Source organism: Nocardia sp. NPDC003979, assembly GCF_053605015.1.
On sequence record NZ_JBSGIJ010000005.1, the window covers coordinates 11,876 to 34,433 of the forward strand.

Below are 22,558 nucleotides of genomic sequence, written 5' to 3' on the forward strand. Positions count from 1 at the left end.
GCCGCACACCGCGATTCAGCGGTGGCCGAAGGATGTCGGCCGCGAACCCCGCACTGTTACACAGCTCACGTTTAGAACCTCAACGCATTGGGAAATCGTCGGCGTCATGTGCGTAAGCGACGTCTACTTCGGATCCCGCTCCGGGAGAGGGCGTTCGGGGATGGTAGGGCGGCCGAGTGGGGTGCGGACCCGGCGTTTGGCCGTGGTGTAGACCTGGGTGGTCTCGGCGGCCACCACGTCCCAGGCGAAGTCGGCGGTGAGGCGTTCGCGGGCGGTGTAGGCGCGGTCCTGGGCGGTGAGCGGGTCGTCGAGGACGGCGCGGGTGGCGTCGACCAGGCCGTCGATGTCGGCGGGGGCGAAGGAGGCGCCGGTGACGCCGTCGATCACCGCTTCGCCGAGTCCGCCCGCGGTGGAGGCGATCAGGGGTACGCCTGCGGCGGCGGCTTCCAGGGCGACGATGCCGAACGGTTCGTAGCGGCTGGGCAGGACGATGGCGTCGGCGCCGTGCAACCAGCCGAGCAGTTCGGTGTGGCCGAGATTGCCGACGAAGTTGACCGCACGCGCCACCCGGTGCACGCGAGCACGTTCACGCAGCCAGTCGAACTGAGTGCCGATCCCGGCGACGGTGAGGGTGGTTCCGGGATGCGCGCGCCGGATCCTCGGCAGCGCGGCGATCGCGTCCTGCACACCCTTCTCGTACTCGAGCCTGCCCACATACAGCAGCCGGGGCGGTCCGGAACGTGGTGCGCGCGGCCGGAACGTCCACGACGTGACGTCGATGCCGTTGCGGATCACCGTGATCGGGGGAAGTTCGGGGCCGTAGAGCCGCTCCACCTCGTCCTGCATGGATGTCGAGCAGGTGATGAGCTGATCGGATTCGTTGGCGAGCCACCACTCCACCGAGTGCACCTGCCGGTTCACCCGCCCCGACACCCAGCCGCTGTGGCGCCCGGCCTCGGTGGCGTGAATGGTCGACACGAGTGGCACGTCGTAGAACTCGGCGAGCGCGATCGCAGGGTGGGCGACGAGCCAGTCGTGCGCGTGCACCACATCGGGCGTCCAGCCGTCACCGACGCCGGGTTTGCCGAGCGCGACGCCCGCGCGCACCATCGCGTGCCCCATGGCCAGCGTCCAGGCGAGCATGTCCTCGCCGAAGTCGAAGCACGGCGGGTCCTCGGCGACCGCGACGACGAGAACACCGTCGGCGATATAGGAATGGGTCGGGTGGGTGAGCGAATCGGTGCCGGTGGGCCTGCGGGCGAGCACGACCACTTCGTGTCCGGCCGCGGCCAGTTCGACGGCCAGGTGATGCACATGCCGACCGAGCCCACCGACCACGACCGGCGGGTACTCCCACGACACCATCAAAATCTTCATGACGATCCTTCGGCGACCGACGGGACGGCGGTCGGCAACCGCCGTGCGTCCAGACCTGGGAAGAGTCCGTCGGCCGCGCTCCATCCTGCCGCGAGACGGGTCGCTTTGGCGAACTGACCGGCGCCGATCGCCTCCGCGAGTTCCCGCACCGCATGCGCGTGTTCGTGGGCGCGGTCGCGCGCGTAGCCCGCGGCGGAGTCCTTGCTGACCATGAACGCCCAGTCGCTGGACACGGTCAGGATCGCTTCGCGCAGCAATTGGTCGGCGACCGGATCGCGCAGCGCACCGTCGCGGCGCACCTTGTCGAGGGTGTCCAGGGCCAGCCGAACCACGTCGGCATTGAGCTCGACGAGGTCGGCCACCTGATCGCCCGCCCACACCCGCCAGTCCTTGCCGGAACCCCACGACGAGTCGTTGAGCTGCACGGGTTCGCCCACGAACCCGTTGGCCCTGGCATCGGCGAGGGTGCCGACGGTGACCCCGGCCTCGGGCAACGCGCGCAGCACTTGCTCGAGCCACTGCGGTCCCTCGTGCCACCAGTGGCCGAACAGTTCGGTGTCGAACGCGGCGACCACGAGCGCGGGCCTGCCGATCCGTTCGGACTCCTCGATCAGCCGGGCGCGCACGGTCTCGACGAAGTCGGCGACATCGCGGGTGACGGCTTCGGCGGCGAGTTCGGGATCGTAAGGGGCCTTGTCAGGACCGGCGACCGTTTTGCCGGTGACCCGCGACGGCTTGAGTCCGGTCGCATGGTCGTAGTGGTGGAAATCGCGGTACGCGCTCTGCCCCGGATAACCCTGTTTGGGCGACCACACGCGGTAACTCACCTGCAGATCGCGACCGAAGGCGACCACATCGGCGTCGCGCACCGGCCTGCCCAGGCTGGTGTCGCCGCGCAGCGACGGTCCGTCGACCATGAAATGCGTCACACCGGCGGCGTCGTAGCCGAGTTCCATGCCCGGCGTGTAACCGCACTCGGGCGCCCAGATTCCCGTGGGGGTGGTGCCCCAGCGCAACCGCGCGTCGGCGAGGCCTTCGGTCAGCTGGTACTGACGCAGGCGGGGGTCGAGCAGCGGCTGGAAGGGGTGCGCGAGCGGACCGCCGAGCAGTTCGATGGCGTCGGCGTCGATCAGCGACCGCCAGACCGGCGCGCTGCCGTGGCGCCAGTCCTGCTCGAAATCGGCGAGAGCCGTTGCGGCGAGCCGGTGTTCGTGCCTGCCGAGCGCCACATTGCCCGCCATGGATGCCTCGTCGGCACGCAACTGCCAGTTGCCGAGCCAGTGATGCATGCCCGCCAGACAGTGCGGGTCGTCGAGCTGGGCGGCGAGCACGGGGGTGATCCCCAGGCTGAGCAGATGTGAGCGACCTTCGGCGGCAAGGGTTTTCAGCACCCGGACCAGGGGAAGATAGGACGCGGCCCAGGACTGGTACAGCCACTCCTCACCCACCGGCCAGCGCCCGTGATGGGCCAGCCAGGGCAGATGCGAGTGCAGGACCAGTGTGAACTGGCCCGGGACGGAGCGAGAATCTGTCAACGCCTTGCCTTTTCGGCGATCGCGACCAGGTCCAGGCTGGCATCGATATCGCCTTCACGCAGGTCGAAATCGTCGATGGTCACGGCGGCGACGTCGGCGGTGAGGTCGGCGGGCCACGGTTCACCGGCCAGCGCGCGCTCGATCTGGGCGTCGATGAACGACCCACCGTGCTTGGCGTCCAGCGCTTTCAGGGCGTCACCGTGGTGCACACCGAGCATCCGCGACACCGTGAAACCGGCCTCGACCAGCAGCTCGGTGAGTTCGGCGGCGTTGAGTTCGCGCGTGTGGAACGGGTTGAGCGGGGTGTCGCGACCGGGGGAGAAGGTGATGCGGTTCGGGGTGCTGATGAGTAGCCGCCCGCCCGGGCGCAGCACGCGCAGGCATTCGCGCAGGAACTGCGCCTGGTCCCACAAATGCTCGATGACCTGGAAGTTCACCACCACGTCGACCGATTCGTCGTCGAGCGGGAGGTCGGCGAGATTGCCCTGGATCATCTCCACGCGCGGGTAGCGCGCGCGTACGTGCGCGACGGCGCCCTCGTCGTAGTCCACGCCGATCACCCGCTGGGCGACCCCGGCGATCATGTCCGCGCCGTAGCCCTCGCCCGAGCCCGCCTCGAGCACGGTCTTGCCCGCGCAGTGCTCGAGCAGCCGGGCGTAGGCGATCTCGTGCCGACGGAACCAGTAGTTCTCCTCGGCGATACCCGGCACCGTCCGCTCACCGGTCAGCGGCAGTGGGTCATGTGTTGCGTCCACCGGTGCGGCAGGGATCACAGCCTCGCTCATGGCCTCGACGTTACTGGTACCGATGGTCCGCTCCTGAGCCAGGGACCTGTTGCGCAAGTAGGTTACCCACCGGTAACTTAGCGTAGGGTACTGTTCCCCTCTGAGCACCCACACGGACGTACGGCCCAGCTCGTGCGGCCCACCACTCACGTGTAACCCAGAAGGAGGTCGACGAAGACCGATGCCGAACATCGTCGTACTCATCAAGCAGGTCCCCGACACCTGGTCCGAGCGCAAGCTGACCGATGGTGACTACACCCTCGACCGTGAGGCCGCCGACGCCGTCCTCGACGAGATCAACGAGCGCGCCGTCGAGGAAGCGCTGCTGATCAAGGAGGCCCAGGGCGGCGAGGTCACCGTGCTGGCCGCCGGTCCGGATCGCGCCACCGAGGCCATCCGCAAGGCGCTGTCCATGGGTGCCGACAAGGCCATCCACATCAACGACCCCGCGATCCACGGCTCCGATGCCGTGCAGACCGCCTGGGTGCTCGCCGGTGCGCTCGGCCAGGTCGAGGGCGTCGAGCTGGTCATCGCAGGCAACGAGTCCACCGACGGCCGCGCGGGTGCGGTCCCGGCGATCATCGCCGAGTACCTCGGCATCCCGCAGCTGACCCACCTGCGCAAGCTCACCGTCGACGGCGACAAGATCACCGGCGAGCGCGAGACCGACGAGGGTGTGTTCAAGCTCGAGGCGAGCCTGCCCGCGATCGTCTCGGTGAACGAGAAGATCAACGAGCCGCGCTTCCCGTCCTTCAAGGGCATCATGGCCGCGAAGAAGAAGGAAGTTCAGGTCTTCACCCTCGCCGACCTGGGCATCGACCCGTCGACCGTCGGTGTGGCCAACGCGGGCACCGCGGTCACCGCCGCCACCCCGAAGCCCGCTCGCACCGCGGGCGAGAAGATCGCGGACGAGGGCGAGGGCGGCAACCAGATCGCCACCTACCTCATCGGCCAGAAGATCATCTGATCCGGACCGTCCGAGAACTTCCTAGGAGAAAGAACAATGGCTGAAGTACTTGTGCTCGTCGAGCACGCCGACGGTGCCGTGAAGAAGGTCAGCACCGAACTGCTCACCGCCGCACGCGCGCTCGGCACCCCGGCCGCCGTCGTGACCGGTGCCCCCGGCACCGCCGACAAGCTGGCCGCCGCCCTGGCCGCCGCGGGCGCCGAGAAGATCTACGTCGCCGAGGGCGACGAGGTCGAGAGCTTCCTGGTCACCCCGAAGGTCGACGTGCTCGCCTCGCTGGTCGAGTCCGCCGCCCCCGCCGCCGTGATCGTCGCCGCCACCGCCGAGGGCAAGGAGGTGTCGGGCCGCCTCGCCGCGCGCATCGGCTCCGGTCTGCTCGTCGACGTCATCGGCGTCAACGAAGACGGCTCCGCCCTGCACTCCATCTTCGGTGGCGCGTTCACCGTCGATGCCAAGGCCACCGGCGACGTGCCGGTGATCTCGGTGCGCCCCGGCTCCATCGAGGCCGCCCCGCAGGCCGGCGCCGGTGAGCAGGTCGCCGTGGCCGTGCCCGCGCAGGAAGAGGGCGTCGTCAAGGTCGTCTCCCGTGAGCCGGTCGTCGCCGGTGACCGTCCGGAGCTCACCGAGGCGAGCATCGTCGTCTCCGGTGGTCGCGGTGTCGGTTCCGCCGACAACTTCTCGGTCGTCGAGGCGCTGGCCGACTCGCTCGGTGCCGCCGTCGGCGCCTCGCGTGCCGCCGTCGACTCGGGCTACTACCCGGGCCAGTTCCAGGTGGGCCAGACCGGTAAGACCGTCTCCCCGCAGCTCTACATCGCCCTCGGCATCTCCGGTGCCATCCAGCACCGCGCGGGCATGCAGACCTCGAAGACCATCGTCGCGGTCAACAAGGACGAAGAGGCTCCCATCTTCGAGATCGCCGACTACGGCATCGTGGGCGACCTGTTCAACGTCGCCCCGCAGCTGACCGAGGCCGTCAAGTCCCACAAGGGCTGACACCGCCGATCCGCAGGCCACTCCCGGCTCGCGAAATCTGTTGTCGCACAGGCGCAGCAGATTTCGCGAGCCGTTCGTGTTTCTGGTTGCGTGAAACGTCAAGTCCTACTGACACTGCGGTGGGTATGCGGCCCGTGCGGTGCAGCGTGTGACGGCGGGATTCTCGGGTTGCCGGGGCTTGATCGGGGTGACCAGTACGTTGTTGTCTCTGTCTCTCGGGTTTATCGGATCGCTGTGCGGCGTTACGGTTTCGGTGATGAAGCGGGGCACATCATGGTGGGATTCGGAGCCACAGGGGATAGAGCATTTTCCGGCCGACGAGTACGTGACGCAATGCGGAAAATCGGCGGGGCAGTTCCCCGCTCATCCGAGGTGGTGGAAAGGGGAGTTCGCGTTGTCGGTGATAGCGGGAGCGTTGCCGGTGGAGAAGGCGGTATATGCCGCGTTCGGTCGGTCGCTCGTGCCCGGCGACTGCGTTCGACACTTTCGGGTCGGTATGTTGACCACCGCAGAATATTGGGCCTACAGGTTCCCCACCAGGCGGAACCCGGCACATGGACGGATCTCCGCGCCGGTGACCGGTGACCGTGTTGTTGATCATCAGTGCTGGTGGGAGCGGGCCGACCGTGTCACACTGGAGAAACTCGAGGCAGGGCCGGAGGTGGCGCATGTTCCGTAACCGCAGGCGCGCTCCTTTCGATTGGATGAAAGGGTTCGACGTCGGCGAGCTCGCCGGCGCGCGCGTTGTCGCGTTGAACGGATATTCGGCGATGGCCAAACTCGGCAAAGGTGCATTACTCAATTGGGTTTTCGACCAGCCCGGCGCCGACACGACTTTCCACCTTTTCGTCTACCTCACCGACTCCGAATCTCAGCGGGTATTCGACGCCGAATACGACGCGGGCATGCTCGAGCCGGTGCGTCTCGATCTGCGGCACCGGGGTGCAATCCTGGCCGTCGAGACCGACGGCGAGGTGAGTACCCGCCGATATGTCATTCCGGATCGCGGTCTGGAAACCGAGTTCATCGCCGATCTGATGGTCGCCGCCAAACATCTTCCCGAATACGTTCAGGCCGTTCGTACCGGGTCGAACGCTCAACTGGAAATGCTGGAGCGCGACGAAGCTTCTGCTGAGACGAGGGGTTCGGCAGGCCGAGACAGCTGGACGCAATTGACACCCGGTTTGCATTCGCGAGCCCGCCACCGCGCCGGCTTGCGAGACAGGCTGAACGCAGTGCTGGACCGGGCAGACAACAGCCCCGACGACGAAGCGGTACGCAACGTGCTGCGGACGACCTTCGCTTGAATTCCGATCGAACTGCTTGACGCGCGGTTCGATCGGGGTCTGGGCTGACTCACTGTGCGCCGAGGGCCATCCAGTGCTCCGGGTTGCTGAGTGGCTCGAAGCCGAGTTTCTCGTAGACGCCGTGGGCGTCGTGGGTGGCGAGCATGATCCGGCGCAGGCCGTAAGGGGCGAGGTGGTCGCGGACGGCGGTCACCAGGGCTGTGCCGAGGCCTTTGCCCCGGACCGAGCGGTCGACGTACACGTCGCAGAGCCAGGCGAAAGTGGCGCGGTCTGTGACGACCCGGGCGTAGGCCACCTGCTCGCCCGAAACACTGTCGTAGACACCGAAATTGAGGGAACCGGCCATCGCGCTGTCCTGCTTCTCCCGCGTTCTGCCCTTCGCCCAGTACGAGTCGGTGGACAGCCAGGTGTGGACGCGATGCGCGTCGATGCGGGCGGTGTCGGTGGAGACTTCGTAGCCGGATGGGAAGTCGGGGGTCAGCGGATCCGTCATGTTCGGAAGGCTGTCAGGTTCGGTGGTGGTCTGTCGAGGGCTTTGGAATTCGATTGACGGCAGGAGTCGGCGTCGGCAGGGTGGGCTGATGGTGCCGGGTGGATTGTCTGTGGAGTTGCCGTCGGCGGTCGAGGAGACGGTTCGAGCGGTGTTCGGTGCGGCCGGTGCGCGGTGGATCGACGAGTTGCCGGACGTCGTGGCCGGGCTGGCCGAGCGGTGGGCGCTCAGCGAGTTCACCGCGCCGTTCGGCGGCGGAACGCACGCCTACGTCGCCGGGGCCCGGCGCGGCGACGGACCGCATGCCGTACTGAAGGTGCCGATGGTCGACGAGGAGAACATCGCCGAGGCGACCGCCTTGTACGCCTACGACGGTGACGGCGCTGTCCGGCTGCTCGAATTCGACCCGACCACCGGTGCGATGTTGCTCGAATGGGCCTTCCCCGGAACGGAACTGCTCACCCAGCCCGGCTTCCCGAGCCTCGAGGGACGGCCGGAGAACGCAGAGAAGGTGAAGGCGGCATGCGAGCTGTACCGCAGGCTCCGACGACCGGCGCCTGCCGTTCCCGACAGCTTTCCGGCCTTCCCCGCCGCGACCGACGTCATAGACGGCCTCCGGACCGGGCTCACCGACCCTGCTGTGGCGCAAGCGATCTCACCGTCTCTACGGACGTCGGTGGAGCGCTGGTGCGTCACACTGAGCGAGCCGGACGGTCCCCTCCTGATCGTCAACCGCGACACCCACCTCGGCAATATCGTTGCCGCCGAACGCGAACCATGGCTACTGATCGACCCGAAGCCGTGCCTCGGTGAAGCGTCCTTCGACGCGGGCTTCCTCCTGATGATCCAGATTCAGTCCGACCCGACCCCCGAGCACGCCGACACGGTGATCGCCGCCACGGCAGCAGCACTCGACGTGGACCCCGAACGCGCCCGCGGCTGGGCCCTCATCCGCACCGTCGAGGAACTCACCTGGGCAGTCGAAGACAACGACCCGGAAATGCGCGATCTCCACGCCGCGGTCGCCAACGCGCTGGCGCGACTCCCGTTCGAACGCACAGCCGAGTGATCCCCTAGCCGGCGAGAAGGGTTTCCAGCGCGGATCGCAAGCAGGCGCGGGTAACGTGCTCACTGCGAGCGGGGGAGCGGTGAGGAGTGACGGTGCTACAGACGGGGGCGAGTTTCGCCGGGTACCACCTGGAAGGTGTGCTGGGACAGGGCGGGATGGGGACGGTCTATCTGGCCAAGCATCCTCGACTGCCGCGCAGTGTGGCGTTGAAGGTGCTGAATCGGGAGTTCAGTGCCGATCACGAACTGCAGCGGCGGTTCGAGCGGGAAGCCGATGTCGTTGCGCAACTGGACCATCCGGGGATCGTCGGGATCTTCGATCGGGGGACCGACGACGGGTACCTGTGGATCGCGATGCAGTGCGTGCGCGGCACCGATGCGGCCACCTGGGACGCGCGCGCGTACCCGGCGGACGTCACCGCGCGGTTGATCGGGGAAACGGCCTCGGCCCTGGACTACGCCAACCAGCACGGTGTGCTGCACCGCGACGTGAAGCCGGGCAACATCGTGATCGCCGACCCCGAGCACGGACGCGACATCCGCGCGATCCTCACCGATTTCGGGATCGCCCGGGTCGCCACGGCCAACACCCAGCTCACCGCGACGGGCACGTTCACCGCCACCCTGGCCTACGCCTCACCCGAACAGCTCTCCGGGGAGGTCGTCGATCATCGCAGCGATCAGTACTCGCTGGCCTGCACCCTGTTCGCCATGTACGCCGGTCACCCGCCCTACACGGCGACCAACCCGGGCCAGGTGGTGGCGGGACACCTGTCGCAGCCGGTGCCGCGACTCACCGCCCTCAGGCCCGACCTACCACCGGCCGTCGATGCGGTGATCGCCCGCGCGATGGCCAAGCGCCGCGACGAAAGATTCAGCAGCGCCACGGAATTCACCACAGCGGTCAGTGACGCGCTGGAGGGCAGGCATGTGGCGGCGCCGTTGCCGAGCCCCTCGCCACAGCCGCACGTATCCGACGGGCATGCGTGGCAACCGGGACCCGACGGCGCGTACCCGGCGCACAGCTCCGGTGGGCACGTGCGGCAGTCGTGGAGCGCTCCCGGACAACACGCGCCCGCCGACAACTACGGGCAGCAACGGTCTGGCCGCACACCCCGTCCCGGTGACGCCTTCGGCGGATATCAGCCGTCGGGAATGGACTACGCCGCACCCGTGGGGACTCCGTGGCGACCGCCCGTGGCGGCGGTGAACCCGTGGAACGCCCACGGGCCGGCGCCGTCGAAAGCCACCGCCGTATTCGCCGGTGTCATGACCCTGGTGGCCGGCCTCGGTGTCCTGCTCTTCCTGATCTACGGCATCACCGAAACGCGCGCCGAGATCGACAGGGGTGACGATCCGGCCGGATCGTTCATCGCGATCGGCGTCATCCTGTGTGTGCTGGCGTTCACCACGGCGGGCGGTGTCCTGATCCTGTGTGCCCGGACCGCGGGGCGGGTCATGTCGATCATCGCCGCGGTGCCGCTGGTGATCCTCGCGCTCGTGGCGGTGGTCGGATCCGCGACGAGTGCGTACTACGGCACGACCGCCGGGGCCGCGGTGGGATTCGTGCTCGAGGTCGCGGTGATCGCCTGCGCGGCGTCGCGGTCGACCGGGAACTGGATCCGCCACCACAAGACCCGGCGCGCCGCGCGATGGTGACTCACCGTCGCGAAGGCCTGATCAGTGGTGGTGGAGCGCGTCGAGCAGCGTGCGCACGATCGGATTCTCCCGCGCGTCCTCGCGCAACACCGCCGACACCGGGATCCGCAACCGGTGGTCGGTGAGGTCGAGGGTGAGCAATCCCTTGGTCGGTCCCTCGTAGAGGATCGTCCAGGACTCCGGCCGGTTGAGTAGCTCCATGGTCGCTGTGTGGTCGGGTGGGATCGGGGGACCGAAGGTCGGGCCGGTCGGGAGGTCGGCGAAGGCCGAGCGGATGAGTGTGTGCAACAACACCTGCTCCTGTTCCGGGGGGAGCAGCAGGGGGTAGGGGCTGAGTTCGGCGAGGGTCACCGCGCCGCGTTCGGCGAGCGGATGATTGCTGGAGATGGCGATCACGAGGTCCTCCACCCACAGCTGTTCCACGGCCAGACCGGGCTGCTCCACGCTGCCGCGGATCAAGGCCAGATCGCAGTCGCCGTCGGCGACGGCGGTGATCCGCTGACGGAACGGTTTGATGACGTATTCGATCTCGGCGTCGGGGTGCGCGGCCCGCGCGGTGGCGATCGCGGACAGCGACGGCGCCGCGAAAGACATGTTGGCGGCCAATCGAATTCGCGGCCCGGTGGTGCGCACGGCCGCCCGGATCGCCGACTCGAGACTCAGCATCTGCTTGGCAAGGGGGAGCAGTCGCAGCGTCGCTTCGGTGGGTACGACGGCCCGGGTGGTCCGTTCGAAAAGCTGGGCGCCGAGGTCGCGTTCCAGGCGCGCGATCTGGTGGCTGATGGCCGACTGGGAGATGAAGCAGCGGCTCGCCGCACGGCTGAAACTGAGCTCCTCGCAGACCGCCACGAAGTACGAAAGTTGACGTAGTTCCACCTGCTGACCTCCCATATATTAGTTATGCAGATAAGAGTCATCTTCATTATGCGCCCACGCGGGGGAAACGTTTGCGTTCCGCATCGCGTTTACTCATAGGAAAGGATTCATTACCGATCTTGGAGAGCGCGCGATCATGGAACACACCGATGTCGTCATCGTCGGCTCGGGCTTCGGCGGACTTGCCGCAGCCAAGCAGCTGGCCAAGTCGCGAATCAACTTCGTGTTGATCTCGAGCACCCCGGAGCACCTGTTCCAGCCGCTGCTGTACCAGGTGGCGACCGGCGTACTCGACTCCGAAGAGATCGCCCCGCCGATCAAGAACGTACTGCGCCGCCACCCCGAGGCCGACGTCCGCCTGGGCAAGGTCACCGGCATCGACGCCGACGCCGCCGTGCTCACCTACGAGACCGCCGAGGGCACCCGCCAGATCCGCTACGGTTCGCTGATCGCGGCCACCGGCGCCAGCCAGAGCTACTTCGGCCGCGACGACTTCGCCGACAAGACCTTCTCGCTCAAGACCATCGACGACGCCGAACGGCTGCGCGACCAGATCGCCACCGTCTTCGCCAAGGCCGAGCACGCCGACGAGGCGACCAAGCGCAAGCTGCTCAGCTTCGTGGTCGTCGGCGCGGGCGCGACCGGTGTCGAGGTGGCGGGCCAGATCAAGGAACTCGCGAAAAGGCACTTCCACCAGAAGGTCTCGGTCACCCTGGTGGAGGGCGCCGACGCGGTGCTCCCGCCGTTCGGCGGCGGGCTCTCGGAGTACGCCAAGCGGTCGCTCGAGGGTAGCGGTGTGCAGGTGCTGCTCGGCACCTTCGTCACCGACATCGCCGAGGGCAAGGTGACCGTCCGCGACAAGGAGGGCATCGAGCGCGGTATCGCCGCCGAGACCGTGGTGTGGTCGGCGGGTGTGCAGGCGGGCGGCTTCGCGACGCTGCTGGCCGAGGCCACCGGCGCCGAGACCGACCGCGCGGGCCGCATCCTGATCAACCCCGACCTGACCGTCGGCGGGCACGCCGACATCTACGCCATCGGCGACATGACCTCGCTCAACGGCTACCCCGGCCAGTCGCCGGTGGCCATGCAGGAGGGGCGCCACGCCGCCGACATCATTCGCGGCAAGAAGGACGCAGGCACGCCGTTCGTCTACTGGGACAAGGGCAGCATGGCGGTGATCAGCCGTTTCAGCGCCGTGGTGAAGCTCAACGAGCGCATCACCTTCCGCGGCACCATCGCCTGGGCGATGTGGCTGGCCGTGCACCTGCTCTACCTGGTGGGCTTCCGTAACCGCTTCGCGGCGGTCGCGGGCTGGTTGGTCGCCTTCATCGGTACCGCCCGGCCGGGCTTCGCCGAAGCGGCCGAGACGCAGGTCGACGCGCCTTCGGCCGCCGCCGGTACCCGGCCCGGGGTCGAGGACAACGCCGACCGGCGCGAGCGCGTCTCTGTCTGACAGCTACGACAACGACCCGTCACCGCGTGACGGGTCGTTCGTCGTTCGCCCGGGCACGTCAGTGATGTGACGTGGCCGCGAACGTGGGCACGCTGGCCAGCAACTGCCGGGTATAGGCCGCGGACGGGCTCCCGTAGATCTGCGCGCACGTCCCGGATTCGACGAGCTTGCCGTGGCGCAACACCGCCACCGCGTCACTGACGTGGCGCACCACGGCAAGATCGTGGGAGATGAACAGCATCGTCAACGCGAGGCGGTCGCGTAGATCGAGCAGTAGATTGAGCACCTCGGCCTGCACCGAACAGTCGAGCGCGGAGGTGATTTCGTCCGCGACGATCACCTCCGGTTCCACCGCGAGTGCCCGTGCGACTGCGATGCGCTGACGTTGACCACCGGAGAACTCGTGCGGATAGCGCCGGGCGACAGCGGGATCCAGCGATACCGTCGCCAGCCAGTGCTCGATCGCCGCACTGTGCCTGCGCGGATCGGCGCGCACCGGGTCGACGGCCTCGGCGATGGCCGCGCCGATGGTCATGCGCGGGTTCAGCGACGCGTAGGGATCCTGGGAGATCAGCTGTACGCGTCGCCGCAACGCGCGCGACGACTTCCCGGTGAGCGGTTGCCCATCGAGGGTGATCTGCCCGGCGGCAGGCGTCACCAGCCCGACCACCGCCTTGGCGATCGTGGACTTGCCTGATCCGGATTCGCCGACCAGACCGAGGGTTTCGCCGGTCGGCACCCGCAGCGAGACATCGTCGACCACGGTGGTCGCTCGCCCCTTCGGGCCGTAGGCGATGCTGAGTCCGGTGATTGCCAGACCTGTGTTCATCGTGCCGGAACCTCCTGTGCTGTGGGCGCATTGACGACGTGGCAGGCCACCCCGTCGATCCGCGGCGGTAGCTCGGTCGCGCAACGCGGCACCGCGAGCGGGCACCGTGGCGCGAAAGCGCAGCCCGCCGGGCGGTCGGCGGGTGCCGGCGGGCGGCCGGGAATGGTCGCCAGCCTGGCGCCGGACGCGCTGCCGTCGAGGGTGGGGCTGGCCGCCAGCAGCGCCCGGGTGTAGGGATGGCGTGCCTGCCCGGCTCGTAGTTCGTCCGCGGTCAGCTCTTCGACCACCCGCCCCGCGTACATCACCACCACGCGATGGCACAGCGTGCCGACCACCCCGATGTCGTGGGAGATGAACAGCATGCCGGTGCCGCGGTCGTTGATCTCGCGCAGCAGGTCGAGAACTTCGGCCTGCACCGTCACGTCGAGTGCGGTGGTCGCTTCGTCGGCGATGATCAAGCGGGGATCCGGCAGGACGGCCGCGGCGATCATCGCGCGCTGACGCATCCCGCCCGAGAGCTGGTGCGGGTACTGGCCGAGTACGGTCTCTGGTTCACGCACATGCACCCGGCGCAGGGCTTCGGCTGCCGCCGACAGAGCCTCGCGACGGCTGGATCCGCGGTGTACACGCAGTACTTCGGTGAGCTGGGTACCGATGCGCAGCGCCGGATTGAAGGAGGCCGACGGGTCCTGGTAGACGATGCCGATGGCGGTCGCCAACCGCACCGGGTCGCTGTCGGCGCCGGTCAGGTCGAGCCCGTCCAGATCGAGGCAGGCCGCGCGCACGGTGAGCTCGTCGGGCAGCAGCCGAGCCACTGCCATCGCCGTCAGCGACTTGCCCGAACCGGATTCGCCGACGAGGCCGACGATCTCGCCCGGTGCCACCTGTAGGGATACCGAATCGACAAGGCGCACACCACTGTCGAGCTCGACGCTGAGGTCGGTGACGGTCAGCAGCGCGCCCGGCTCGGGCACGGTCGGGGCCACCGGCTTCGGGGCCGCCGTGGTGCGTCGTGGTCGGGTGCGTTCGCGCGGATCGAGCGTCGCGGCCAATCCGTCGCCGATCAGGGAGGCGAACACCCCGGTCAGCGTGATGGCCACGGCGGGACCCAGCGCCTCCGCCGGTGTGGTGTACAGCGAACGCAGGCCACCGTTGAGCAGCGAACCCCAGTCGAATTGGGGATTCTGCACGCCGAGCCCGAGAAACGACAGGCCCGACAACGCGACCAGGACCTGCGCGTAGGCGGAGGAGAACAGCACCAGCAGCGGCCCGGCGATATTGGGCAGCAGATGCCTGGTCATCACCCGCAGCGGAGACACACCGAGTAGCTTCGCCGCGGCGACGAAGTCGCGCCCGGCCACCGAGCCCGCGAGATTTGCGGTGAGCCGCGCGAACGACGGTGAGCCGCCGAGCACGATGGCGATCACCGAGGCGGTCGGGCCCGCGCCGAGGATGGTCGCCACCACGAGCGCCATGATCAGTGTCGGTGCGGTGACCATGATGTCGATGACGCGCAGCCCGACTTCGCGTACTCGCGGACCCGACACCCACACCGCGGTGCCGATCGCTATGCCGAGCGCCGCGGCCAGCACGGTGGCCACGGTGGTCAGCACCAGCGTGAGCCGCGCCGCGACCAGCGTTCGCGCCCACACATCGCGCCCGAGCGAATCGGTCCCGAGCCAGTGCTCGGCGGTGATGCCCCCGCGGACGGTGTCGGACATGGCGGTGGCGGTGTCGCCGAGCAGCGGTGGCGCGAGCAGGGCGACGAGCACGACGGCGGTGAAACCGACGGCACCGGCGACCAGGGAGGGATGGGGACGGGTCTTCATCGGTTGCCTCCGACCAGCGAGGAGCGCGGATCGAGGATCGCCAACGCGATATCGACCAGCAGGTTCAGCACGGCGGCCAACAGGCCGAGGACCAGGACACAACCCTGGATCACCGGGTAGTCGCGGACCAACAGCGCGTCGACCACCCGCTGTCCGATGCCGGGCCAGGCGAACACAGTCTCCACGATCACCGTGCCGCCGAGCATCGAGGCGAGCACCAGGCCGCTCAGTGTCATGACGGCCGTGAGTAGATTGGGCAGCACGTGGCGCAGGTAGAGCCGCGACGGGGGCAGCCGCCTGCCGCGCGCGGTGCGGATGTAGTCCTGCGACAACACGTTTCCGGCTTCGCGCCGTACCACCCGCGCCATCACACACATGCTCGGCAGGCTGATCGCCAGTACGGGCAGGATCAGGGACTGCGTGGTCTGCGCACCACCGGCGGGCAGCACGCCGAGAGTGATCGCGAAGACCACCACCAGCGCGGTACCGACCACGTATTCCGGTATCGCACCGAGTAAGCCGGTCGACAGGGTGAACACTCCGTCGGTGCGCCCGCTGTGTCGTGCGGCGACCGCGATGCCGAGTGGCAGCGCGACCGCGAGGACCAGGATCAGCGAGAACACCGCCAGCTGTGCGGTGAACGGCAGCCGCGTCGCGATCACATCCGAGACGGCCTCCCTGGTCTGGAACGACCGGCCGAGGTCACCGTGCAGCAGCCCCGACACGTAGTCGGAGAAGCGGGTGAGCAGTGGCCGATCCAGGCCGAGCTCGGTGCGGATGCGGGCGATATCGGCCTGGGTCGCGTTCTGACCGGCCAGCGATTCGGCCGGATCGCCGGGAATGAGCTGGATCATGCCGAAGGTGACCACGACGAGCACCACCGCCACCGCGAGGAGTCCGGCCGCGCGGCGCACCGCGAAGCCGAGCCATCCCGTCACGAGCCGACCCGCAGGGTGCTGAGGTCGATCTGGCCGTTGGGGATATGTGCCCGGACACCCTCGCTGAACACGTAGCGCACGTTGAGCGTCGACAGCGGCACGATGTCGACCGCGCTGAGCAGGCCCGCCTGACCCTGCTGCCAGGCGGCGCACTTGGCCGCCTGATCGGTGGTGACGACGGCGGCGCGCAGCCCCTGATCGAAGACGGCGTTGTGGGTGGCGCCGTAGTTGCGCCCGTGCGGCGGTTCGGCGCCGGTGAGCAGGTTGGACGCGGTGAGCAGCGTGGTCGACAGCGACGCCATCACGTTGATGTCCCAGTCACCGCCGGGCAGCACCGAGGAAGCCCAGGTGTTGTTGTCGACGTTGACCAGCTTCACTTCGGCACCGGCCGCACGCAGCGCCTCGGCGACGTAGGTGTTTCCCGCGCCGTCGGCGATCGCGTTGGTGCCGGTCACGGTGATCTTCTTGCCTGCGAGCACCCGGCTCGCGGCGGTGAGGTCGTGCCGGGTCAGCAGGGCCTCGTCGGTGTTGGCGCAGACATTGGCGGTGTTGTCGACATAGCTTCTCAGCAGCGTTCCAGAGCCGCCGAGAACCTTGTCGTAGGCGGCCGCGTCCATGGCTTGCGCGACGGCCTTGCGGAATTGCGCATCGGCACCCGGCTTGCCGGCGCGCTGGTTGAAGAACAGGAAGTTGCGCACCATCGGCGCGGTGGCGGTGTCGAAGCCCTGTTCCAGCCGGGCACCGTCGGGGCCGGTGAAGCCGGCGAAGTCGAGCTGACCGGTCTGCAGCAGGTTGGCGGCGGCCGATTCGCTCTTGACGATGCCGAGCTCGATCGTGGCGGGCGAGCGGCCCGACCGGTCGGCGGCGAAGTCGGCGAACGCGTCGAAGCCCTCGCGCAGGGCCAGCGTGTAGCGGGAGCCACGTTCGCTCGCGGTCATGACGTAGGGCCCAGTGCCCGCGCCCGCCACCGAGCCGGTGGCCAGACCCGTCGGGTCTGCCAGGCCGGGCGCGCAGATGATGCCCGAGTTGACCAGGCCGAGCGAGGGGAGCAACTCCGACCACGGCGTGGCCATGCGCACCGAGACGGTGCCCGCCGCGTCGTCGCCGGTGATGGTCGTCTTGTCACCGGCGTTGGCCGGGCCGAACGTGTACGCCGCACCCGGGGCCGTCTTGCGGAAGTACTCGAGTGAGGCCGCGACCTGGCCCGCGGTGAGGGGAGCGCCATCGGAACAGGTGAGCCCCTTCTTCAAGGTGAAGGTGGCCTGCGTCGCGGTGACGTCCCAGGCGGAAGCGAGCCGGGGCACGACGACGTTCTTGTCGTCGAGGCCGACCAGAGTCGAGTAGAGCAGCCGGTCGACGGCGTATTCGGAGGACCCGGCCGCCCGCGCGGGGTCGAAGCTGCCCACGTCGGAGGTCAGGGCCAGGCGCACCGCGGCCTCGTCCGCCGCACCGGGACCGGCGGTCTGCGATGTCGTGCACGCGGCGAGTGTCGCGACCGCCGCGACACACGCTGCGAAGAGGGGGCGTTTCATGCGAACTCCTTGATGCGTGAGGTGACATCAAGGAATCAGCGCCGCTGCCGAGCCCCGTTGTAACGCAAATATCAGCCAGCGGGAGTGGAAGCGCGCTGAAGATCCGCCTTTCGAAGGGGGCGGGCCGCCGATATCCGCCACAGGACGGATCTATGTCACACCCGCTCGATCGCCGCCTCGGGCCGACGAGTACGTGGACCGAATGCTATGGGGCGACAGCCGTGTCGGTCGACGTGGAGCGGCCGCGCAGGATGTCGACCAGGGCGTCCTCGGCACTCGACGCCGCGCTGTCCTCCCAGCGCCCGATCGGGATGTGCCGCAGGTGGCGCCCGTGCGGGTCGAGCAGGGTGGCGCCGATCTTCAACGGCCACAGGGCCATCGATCGATCGGCGATGGCCAGATCCGGCAGGTCTTCGGTCAGGCGGGTCTCGAACGCGGGCATGTCGGCCATCGTGCGCAGCCAGACATTGAAGATCAGGTTGCGCGGTCCGGTCAGCGAGTAGCACATGCGGGTCTCGCGCATGGCGGCGATGGCGGCGCCGATCTCCGGGACGCGGGCCAGCGGCGCGGCGGCCCAGAAGGTGACGCTGAGCGGCCAGCCGGAGGCGAAACGGGCCACCTCGCAGCGATAGGCGATGGCGTTGTCGTGCTCGAGCCTGGCCAGCCGTCTGCGCACGGTGGTCGGGCTCATTCCGGTGCGCTCGGCCAGTCCGGTGACCGATCGGCGGCAGTCGCGGCTGAGTTCGGTGACCAGCGGGATGTCCTCGGCGTGGATGGAGCCGTAGCCGGGGGAGCGGCGGTGCGGCCGGGTGAGCAGCGAGGTGTGTGCCATCCGGGCCCGGTCGAGCCGCCACCTGCTGCCCTCGGTGAACGAGTTGGTCACCACCTGGGATCGGGTGGTGACCACGCCGTCGAGGGTGCCGAGCCGGAAGGTGATGTAGCGGGCCAGCGAGGCGTGGTCGAAGAAGGCAGCGGTGACCATCAGATCGCGCGCACCCGTGGTGAGTTCCACGGTCACCAGGTTCACATCGAGCGCGAGTTGCGCTGCTACCTCGTGCAGCCGCCCTGGGGCGCAATCGATTTCGATGACCGCGAGGATCGGTGACACGCCGTCGATGCTGAGCGGATAGCAGGTGAGCCAGGCCAGTCCCGCACTCTGCAGGCGTGCCCAGCGGCGTGCCGCGGTCGACCCGTCGATACCGAGGGCGCGCCCGATCTGCTGCCACTGCGCCCGCGGCGCCACCTGCAACGCTGCCACCAATTGGTAGTCGAGTTCGTCGAGGGTGGGCGGAATTCTGCATGCTCGGGCCTTTCGATGGCGAGATCCGGCGAATTCTATCCGCCCGCCGACACGGTGGGCACGGTGATGTCGCCCCGCCCATTCCACCGAGGAGCCACCGTCGTGAACGACATCAGCACAGCACCCACACCGTCCCCGCTCGCCGGGCTCGGTCGTTCGATCGTCGCCGCGCCGACCGAGGACCGCTGGCAGCGGGTGTACCGGCAGCTGCACGCCAACCCGGAACTGTCGGGCGCGGAATTCGCCACCGCGAGTCTGGTGGCCGAACAGTTGCGCGCGCTGCCCGGCTGGGAGGTCACCGAACGAGTCGGTGGCACCGGCGTTGTAGGAGTGCTGCGGGGTGGGCCGGGCCCGGTCGTGTGGATGCGAGCCGACATGGACGCGCTGCCGGTGCAGGAGGACACCGACCTGGACTACGCCTCGACAACCGCCGGAGTCATGCACGCGTGCGGACACGATGTGCACGTCGCTGCCCTGCTCGGCGCCTGCGCGGAACTGGCCGCGGACGGTGTCGTCACCGGAACGGTCGTCGCGATCTTCCAGCCCGCCGAGGAGACCGGTGCGGGCGCCGCCGGGATGCTGAACGACGGTCTGCTCGAACGCTTTCCGCGCCCCGACAGCTGCCTGGGGCAGCATGTCGGGCCGATGCCTGCCGGGCTGGTCGTCACCCGCGGCGACGTCGTGATGGCCGCGTCGGACTCGATTCGGGTGCGGCTGGCGGGCACCGGTGGTCACGGGTCGAGTCCCCATCTGGCGGTGAATCCGTTGACCATGGCCGCGTCGCTGGTCCTGCGCTTGGAGGGCTCGGTCGCGCGCCAAGCCGCTCGGGGATCGGGCCCGGTGCTCACCGCGGGATCGCTGCACGTGGGCACCAGGCCCAACATCATCGCCGAGACCGCCGAACTCCTGCTCACCCTGCGCACCTTCTCGGAGCGCTCGCGCGCGCAGATGATGGACGAGATCGAGCGGATCGTCGCTGCCGAGGCCGCCTCGGCGGGCACTCCCGTCAAGCCCGAAATCGAGTTCTACGACCACTTCCCGATGACGGTGAACACTCCTGGTGTCACCGAACGGGTGATGGGAGAACTCGCCACCACGGGTCTGGCCGTCCTTCCGTTGCGCCGACCGCTCACCGGCAGTGAGGATTTCGGACTCCTCGGCACCGCGGCGGGCTGCCCATCGGTCTTCTGGCACGTCGGTGGTTTCGCGGCCGAGCGGTTCAGTGCCGACGATGCCGCGTATATGCTCGACGAAGGAACTCTGCCTGCGCGTTTCCCGATGAATCACTCGTCGCGTTTCGCTCCCGATCCGGCGGTGGCCCTACCCGCCGCGATCACCGCGATGGTCGCCGCGGTACGGGCGGAACTGGGTGTCGGCGAACGTTGCGCGGCCGTGAAATGAACGCTCGGTGTGACCCCCGTCTCGTTCACCGAACGGGCATCGACACGACACTGGAGCGTCGCCCCGATGCCAAGTCGGGCTGGCTTCATCAAGTGCATGACAATTTCGTCCGTGTTGACCGCGCCGGCGCCGGACTCCGGGGTGGGGAAGTCTCGCTACTCGCTCGTCGTCGCCTCCGACGCCGAGCATCGCGAAGCTGCGCAGCGCCTGCGCTTCCAGGTCTTCGCCGCCGAACCCGGTTTCCAGATGCCCGACAACGGTACCGGTCTCGACGCCGACCGGTTCGACGAGCACTGCGACCACCTGCTCGTCCGTGACGAGTTCACCGAACAGTTCGTCGGTTGCTACCGGATGTTGCCGCCGGACAAGGTGATCGCGGCGGGCGGCTACTACACCGCCACCGAATTCGATCTCACCCGCCTCGATCCCGAGGGCCACCGCATCGTGGAGATGGGCCGGGCGTGCGTGGTGCCCGACCACCGCAACGGCTCGGTGCTCACCCTCATGTGGGCGGGCATCCTGCACTACATCCAGCTCACCGGTTACGACTGGGTGATGGGGTGTGTGTCGGTGCCCATGCAGGACAGCCCGCAGGACCCCGCCGGGGTGAACGTGCGCGGCGTGCGCGACATGCTGCTCGGCCGCCACTCCTGCGACCCGGAACGCTATGTGGAGCCGTACAACCCGGTCGTCGTCGACGGACTGTCCCTCGACCAGCTGACCCCGCCGAGCCGCCCGAAGCTACCGCCGCTGTTACGCGGCTACCTGCGCCTGGGCGCCGAGATCTGCGGCGAACCGGCGCACGACCCCGATTTCGCGGTCGCCGACTTCGTCGCGCTGCTCGGTATGGAAACCATCAACACCCGGTACCTGGAGCGGCTGCAGAGCGCGGCCGCCAATTTCGACGGGAAGTAACCGCCATGGTGTTCGACGCGCCGCCCGCCCCCCACTCGCACTCGTGGATGCCGTCGAGCCCCTGTGGTTCCGGCTGTATCGAACCGATCGACGAGGTCGGTACCGCCAGAATGCTGACCAGGCTGGCCGGGGTGGCCGGACTGGTGCTCGGTTTCCCGGTCCTGACAGTCGCCACCCCGAAGGCGCGTCGCGAGGACATGCAGCGCCGGTACGCCCGAGCGGCGTTGCGCTGCTTGGGGATGCGACTGCGCGTCGTCGACAACCGCGGAGCCGACGCCTCGGCGGCGGGGTTCGCCGATCCGGGCACGCCGATGATGGTGGTGGCCGGGCACATCGGCTGGGCCGACGTGGTCGCGCTGGCCGCCGTACAACCGGTGAGTTTCGTGGCGCGTGCCGACATGGTCGAGTGGCCGCTGCTCGGCAAGCTGGCCCAGCTCACCCGCGTGATCCCGATCGAGCGCGCCCGGTTGCGCGAGTTACCGGGTGTGGTCGGGCAAGTCGCGCAACGGCTGAGTGCGGGCAATCGGATCGTGGTGTTCCCCGAGGGCACCACCTGGTGCGGCCGGGCCTACGGTTCGCTGCGCCCGGCGATGTTCCAGGCCGCCGTGGACACCGCCACCCCGGTGCAGCCGGTGCGGTTGCGCTACCTCGACCGCGACGGAATGCCGTGCACCGTCCCGGGTTTCGTCGGTGACGACACCTTCGCCGACTCGGCGAAGCGGGTGCTGCGCAGCAAAGGCATGACCGTCGAGATCGTGCTGGAACCGCGCGAGCACCCCGGCACCGACCGTCGCGATCTGGCACGCCGGTGTGAGCGCGCCATTCGCGGCGCCGACCGCTCGCGCCACGGTGTGCTCGACACGGAATGGATCGAATCGGGCAATACGCGCGTGCAGGATCCCTCGGTGACGCAGTTGGAGCCGGTGTCCACCGGAGCTACTGCCTGGTAACCCTCCCGGTCTTGTTTCGGTGGCGGAGGTCGCGATCGCGGCCTCCGCCACCGGTATTTGTCCTGCCGCGGAGCAGGTGCCGCCCGCAAAATGTGAAAAGGGCGCTACCGCAGCGTGTGCGTGCGATGCTGCCCTGATCACCGCGTGACCTGCGAAGCTGACCGAAGAGTCCCCTTTACCCACTTCTCTGTGAAGTGAAACCTGTGAATTGGCTATGCCATGAACTAAATGAGATATTTGCGGTACCGTCACGCAGGATTTTCCCGATACGCCGGGTGTAGTCGTCGCCCGGCGGCGTGTGAGCAGTGCGAACGCATGGGTCGATCCATGGTGAAGGGAAGCGTTTCCGGTGAC

19 protein-coding genes are annotated in these 22,558 nt (G+C 68.4%); 9 read left to right on the forward strand and 10 right to left on the reverse strand.

Annotated elements, in window-relative coordinates; all coding sequences use genetic code 11:
* Window positions 1–123: 123 nt before the first annotated feature.
* The 3 genes from ACWEVR_RS12530 to ACWEVR_RS12540 are packed head-to-tail and all read right to left on the reverse strand — an operon-like array spanning window position 124 to window position 3,697.
* Window positions 124–1,377 (reverse strand): glycosyltransferase family 4 protein, encoded by a 1,254-nt coding sequence (locus ACWEVR_RS12530; RefSeq protein WP_067493171.1) that lies wholly within the window; start codon window positions 1,375–1,377, stop codon window positions 124–126.
* Window positions 1,374–2,912: a 1,4-alpha-glucan branching protein domain-containing protein gene (locus ACWEVR_RS12535; RefSeq protein WP_067636984.1), complete on the reverse strand. Its 1,539-nt coding sequence runs from the start codon at window positions 2,910–2,912 to the stop codon at window positions 1,374–1,376. The genes ACWEVR_RS12530 and ACWEVR_RS12535 overlap by 4 nt, the downstream gene beginning before the upstream one ends.
* Window positions 2,909–3,697 carry a class I SAM-dependent methyltransferase gene (locus tag ACWEVR_RS12540; protein WP_452467045.1) on the reverse strand — a complete coding sequence of 263 codons (789 nt, stop codon included), beginning with the start codon at window positions 3,695–3,697 and terminating at the stop codon, window positions 2,909–2,911. Before ACWEVR_RS12540 ends, ACWEVR_RS12535 begins: the two co-directional genes overlap by 4 nt.
* 181 nt (window positions 3,698–3,878) lie before the next feature.
* On the opposite strand from ACWEVR_RS12540, the gene ACWEVR_RS12545 reads away from it, so the two are divergent.
* The 3 genes from ACWEVR_RS12545 to ACWEVR_RS12555 all read left to right on the forward strand — a co-directional run bounded on the left by ACWEVR_RS12545 (window position 3,879) and on the right by ACWEVR_RS12555 (window position 6,964).
* Window positions 3,879–4,664: an electron transfer flavoprotein subunit beta/FixA family protein gene (locus ACWEVR_RS12545; RefSeq protein WP_067987896.1), complete on the forward strand. Its 786-nt coding sequence runs from the start codon at window positions 3,879–3,881 to the stop codon at window positions 4,662–4,664.
* A gap of 36 nt (window positions 4,665–4,700) precedes the next feature.
* On the forward strand, window positions 4,701–5,657 hold the full coding sequence (locus tag ACWEVR_RS12550; protein WP_357150546.1) for an electron transfer flavoprotein subunit alpha/FixB family protein: 957 nt from the start codon (window positions 4,701–4,703) through the stop codon (window positions 5,655–5,657).
* 704 nt (window positions 5,658–6,361) lie between these two features.
* Complete coding sequence (locus tag ACWEVR_RS12555; RefSeq protein WP_452467046.1) at window positions 6,362–6,964, forward strand: hypothetical protein; 603 nt, start codon at window positions 6,362–6,364, stop codon at window positions 6,962–6,964.
* A gap of 49 nt (window positions 6,965–7,013) precedes the next feature.
* Here ACWEVR_RS12555 and ACWEVR_RS12560 read toward each other — a convergent pair whose 3' ends face one another.
* Complete coding sequence (locus ACWEVR_RS12560; protein ID WP_452467047.1) at window positions 7,014–7,457, reverse strand: GNAT family N-acetyltransferase; 444 nt, start codon at window positions 7,455–7,457, stop codon at window positions 7,014–7,016.
* A gap of 109 nt (window positions 7,458–7,566) precedes the next feature.
* Between ACWEVR_RS12560 and ACWEVR_RS12565 the strand changes: the two genes are divergently transcribed.
* Both ACWEVR_RS12565 and ACWEVR_RS12570 read left to right on the forward strand, forming a co-directional pair.
* Window positions 7,567–8,523, forward strand: coding sequence for an aminoglycoside phosphotransferase family protein (locus ACWEVR_RS12565; RefSeq protein ID WP_452467048.1), 957 nt, complete (start codon window positions 7,567–7,569; stop codon window positions 8,521–8,523).
* Between the two features lie 86 nt (window positions 8,524–8,609).
* The gene (locus ACWEVR_RS12570) at window positions 8,610–10,181 is read left to right on the forward strand and encodes a protein kinase domain-containing protein (protein WP_452467049.1); all 1,572 of its coding nucleotides are present in this window, start codon (window positions 8,610–8,612) and stop codon (window positions 10,179–10,181) included.
* A 21-nt stretch (window positions 10,182–10,202) separates the two neighbouring features.
* On the opposite strand, the gene ACWEVR_RS12575 is transcribed toward ACWEVR_RS12570, so the two are convergent.
* Window positions 10,203–11,057 (reverse strand): LysR family transcriptional regulator, encoded by an 855-nt coding sequence (locus ACWEVR_RS12575; RefSeq protein ID WP_452467373.1) that lies wholly within the window; start codon window positions 11,055–11,057, stop codon window positions 10,203–10,205.
* 136 nt (window positions 11,058–11,193) lie between these two features.
* Here ACWEVR_RS12575 and ACWEVR_RS12580 point away from each other — a divergent pair, with 136 nt between their 5' ends.
* Window positions 11,194–12,510 (forward strand): NAD(P)/FAD-dependent oxidoreductase, encoded by a 1,317-nt coding sequence (locus ACWEVR_RS12580; RefSeq protein WP_452467050.1) that lies wholly within the window; start codon window positions 11,194–11,196, stop codon window positions 12,508–12,510.
* A gap of 58 nt (window positions 12,511–12,568) precedes the next feature.
* Here the strand turns inward: ACWEVR_RS12580 and ACWEVR_RS12585 are convergent, their stop codons facing one another.
* The 5 genes from ACWEVR_RS12585 to ACWEVR_RS12605 form a co-directional block, all read right to left on the reverse strand.
* A complete protein-coding gene (locus tag ACWEVR_RS12585) occupies window positions 12,569–13,339 on the reverse strand; it encodes an ABC transporter ATP-binding protein (RefSeq protein WP_452467051.1) in 771 nt (256 codons plus the stop codon).
* Complete coding sequence (locus tag ACWEVR_RS12590; protein ID WP_452467052.1) at window positions 13,336–15,168, reverse strand: dipeptide/oligopeptide/nickel ABC transporter permease/ATP-binding protein; 1,833 nt, start codon at window positions 15,166–15,168, stop codon at window positions 13,336–13,338. Before ACWEVR_RS12590 ends, ACWEVR_RS12585 begins: the two co-directional genes overlap by 4 nt.
* Window positions 15,165–16,106: an ABC transporter permease gene (locus ACWEVR_RS12595; protein ID WP_452467053.1), complete on the reverse strand. Its 942-nt coding sequence runs from the start codon at window positions 16,104–16,106 to the stop codon at window positions 15,165–15,167. The genes ACWEVR_RS12590 and ACWEVR_RS12595 overlap by 4 nt, the downstream gene beginning before the upstream one ends.
* Window positions 16,103–17,638 carry an ABC transporter substrate-binding protein gene (locus ACWEVR_RS12600; protein ID WP_452467054.1) on the reverse strand — a complete coding sequence of 512 codons (1,536 nt, stop codon included), beginning with the start codon at window positions 17,636–17,638 and terminating at the stop codon, window positions 16,103–16,105. The genes ACWEVR_RS12595 and ACWEVR_RS12600 overlap by 4 nt, the downstream gene beginning before the upstream one ends.
* Window positions 17,639–17,843: 205 nt before the next feature.
* Window positions 17,844–19,151, reverse strand: coding sequence for an Lrp/AsnC family transcriptional regulator (locus ACWEVR_RS12605; protein WP_452467055.1), 1,308 nt, complete (start codon window positions 19,149–19,151; stop codon window positions 17,844–17,846).
* Between ACWEVR_RS12605 and ACWEVR_RS12610 the strand changes: the two genes are divergently transcribed.
* The 3 genes from ACWEVR_RS12610 to ACWEVR_RS12620 all read left to right on the forward strand — a co-directional run bounded on the left by ACWEVR_RS12610 (window position 19,041) and on the right by ACWEVR_RS12620 (window position 22,204).
* Entirely contained in the window at window positions 19,041–20,339 is a 1,299-nt protein-coding gene (locus ACWEVR_RS12610; RefSeq protein ID WP_452467056.1) for an amidohydrolase, read from the forward strand. The genes ACWEVR_RS12605 and ACWEVR_RS12610 overlap by 111 nt on opposite strands.
* A gap of 96 nt (window positions 20,340–20,435) precedes the next feature.
* Window positions 20,436–21,254, forward strand: coding sequence for a GNAT family N-acetyltransferase (locus tag ACWEVR_RS12615; RefSeq protein ID WP_067636974.1), 819 nt, complete (start codon window positions 20,436–20,438; stop codon window positions 21,252–21,254).
* A gap of 5 nt (window positions 21,255–21,259) precedes the next feature.
* On the forward strand, window positions 21,260–22,204 hold the full coding sequence (locus ACWEVR_RS12620; protein WP_452467057.1) for a lysophospholipid acyltransferase family protein: 945 nt from the start codon (window positions 21,260–21,262) through the stop codon (window positions 22,202–22,204).
* Window positions 22,205–22,558: the final 354 nt, after the last annotated feature.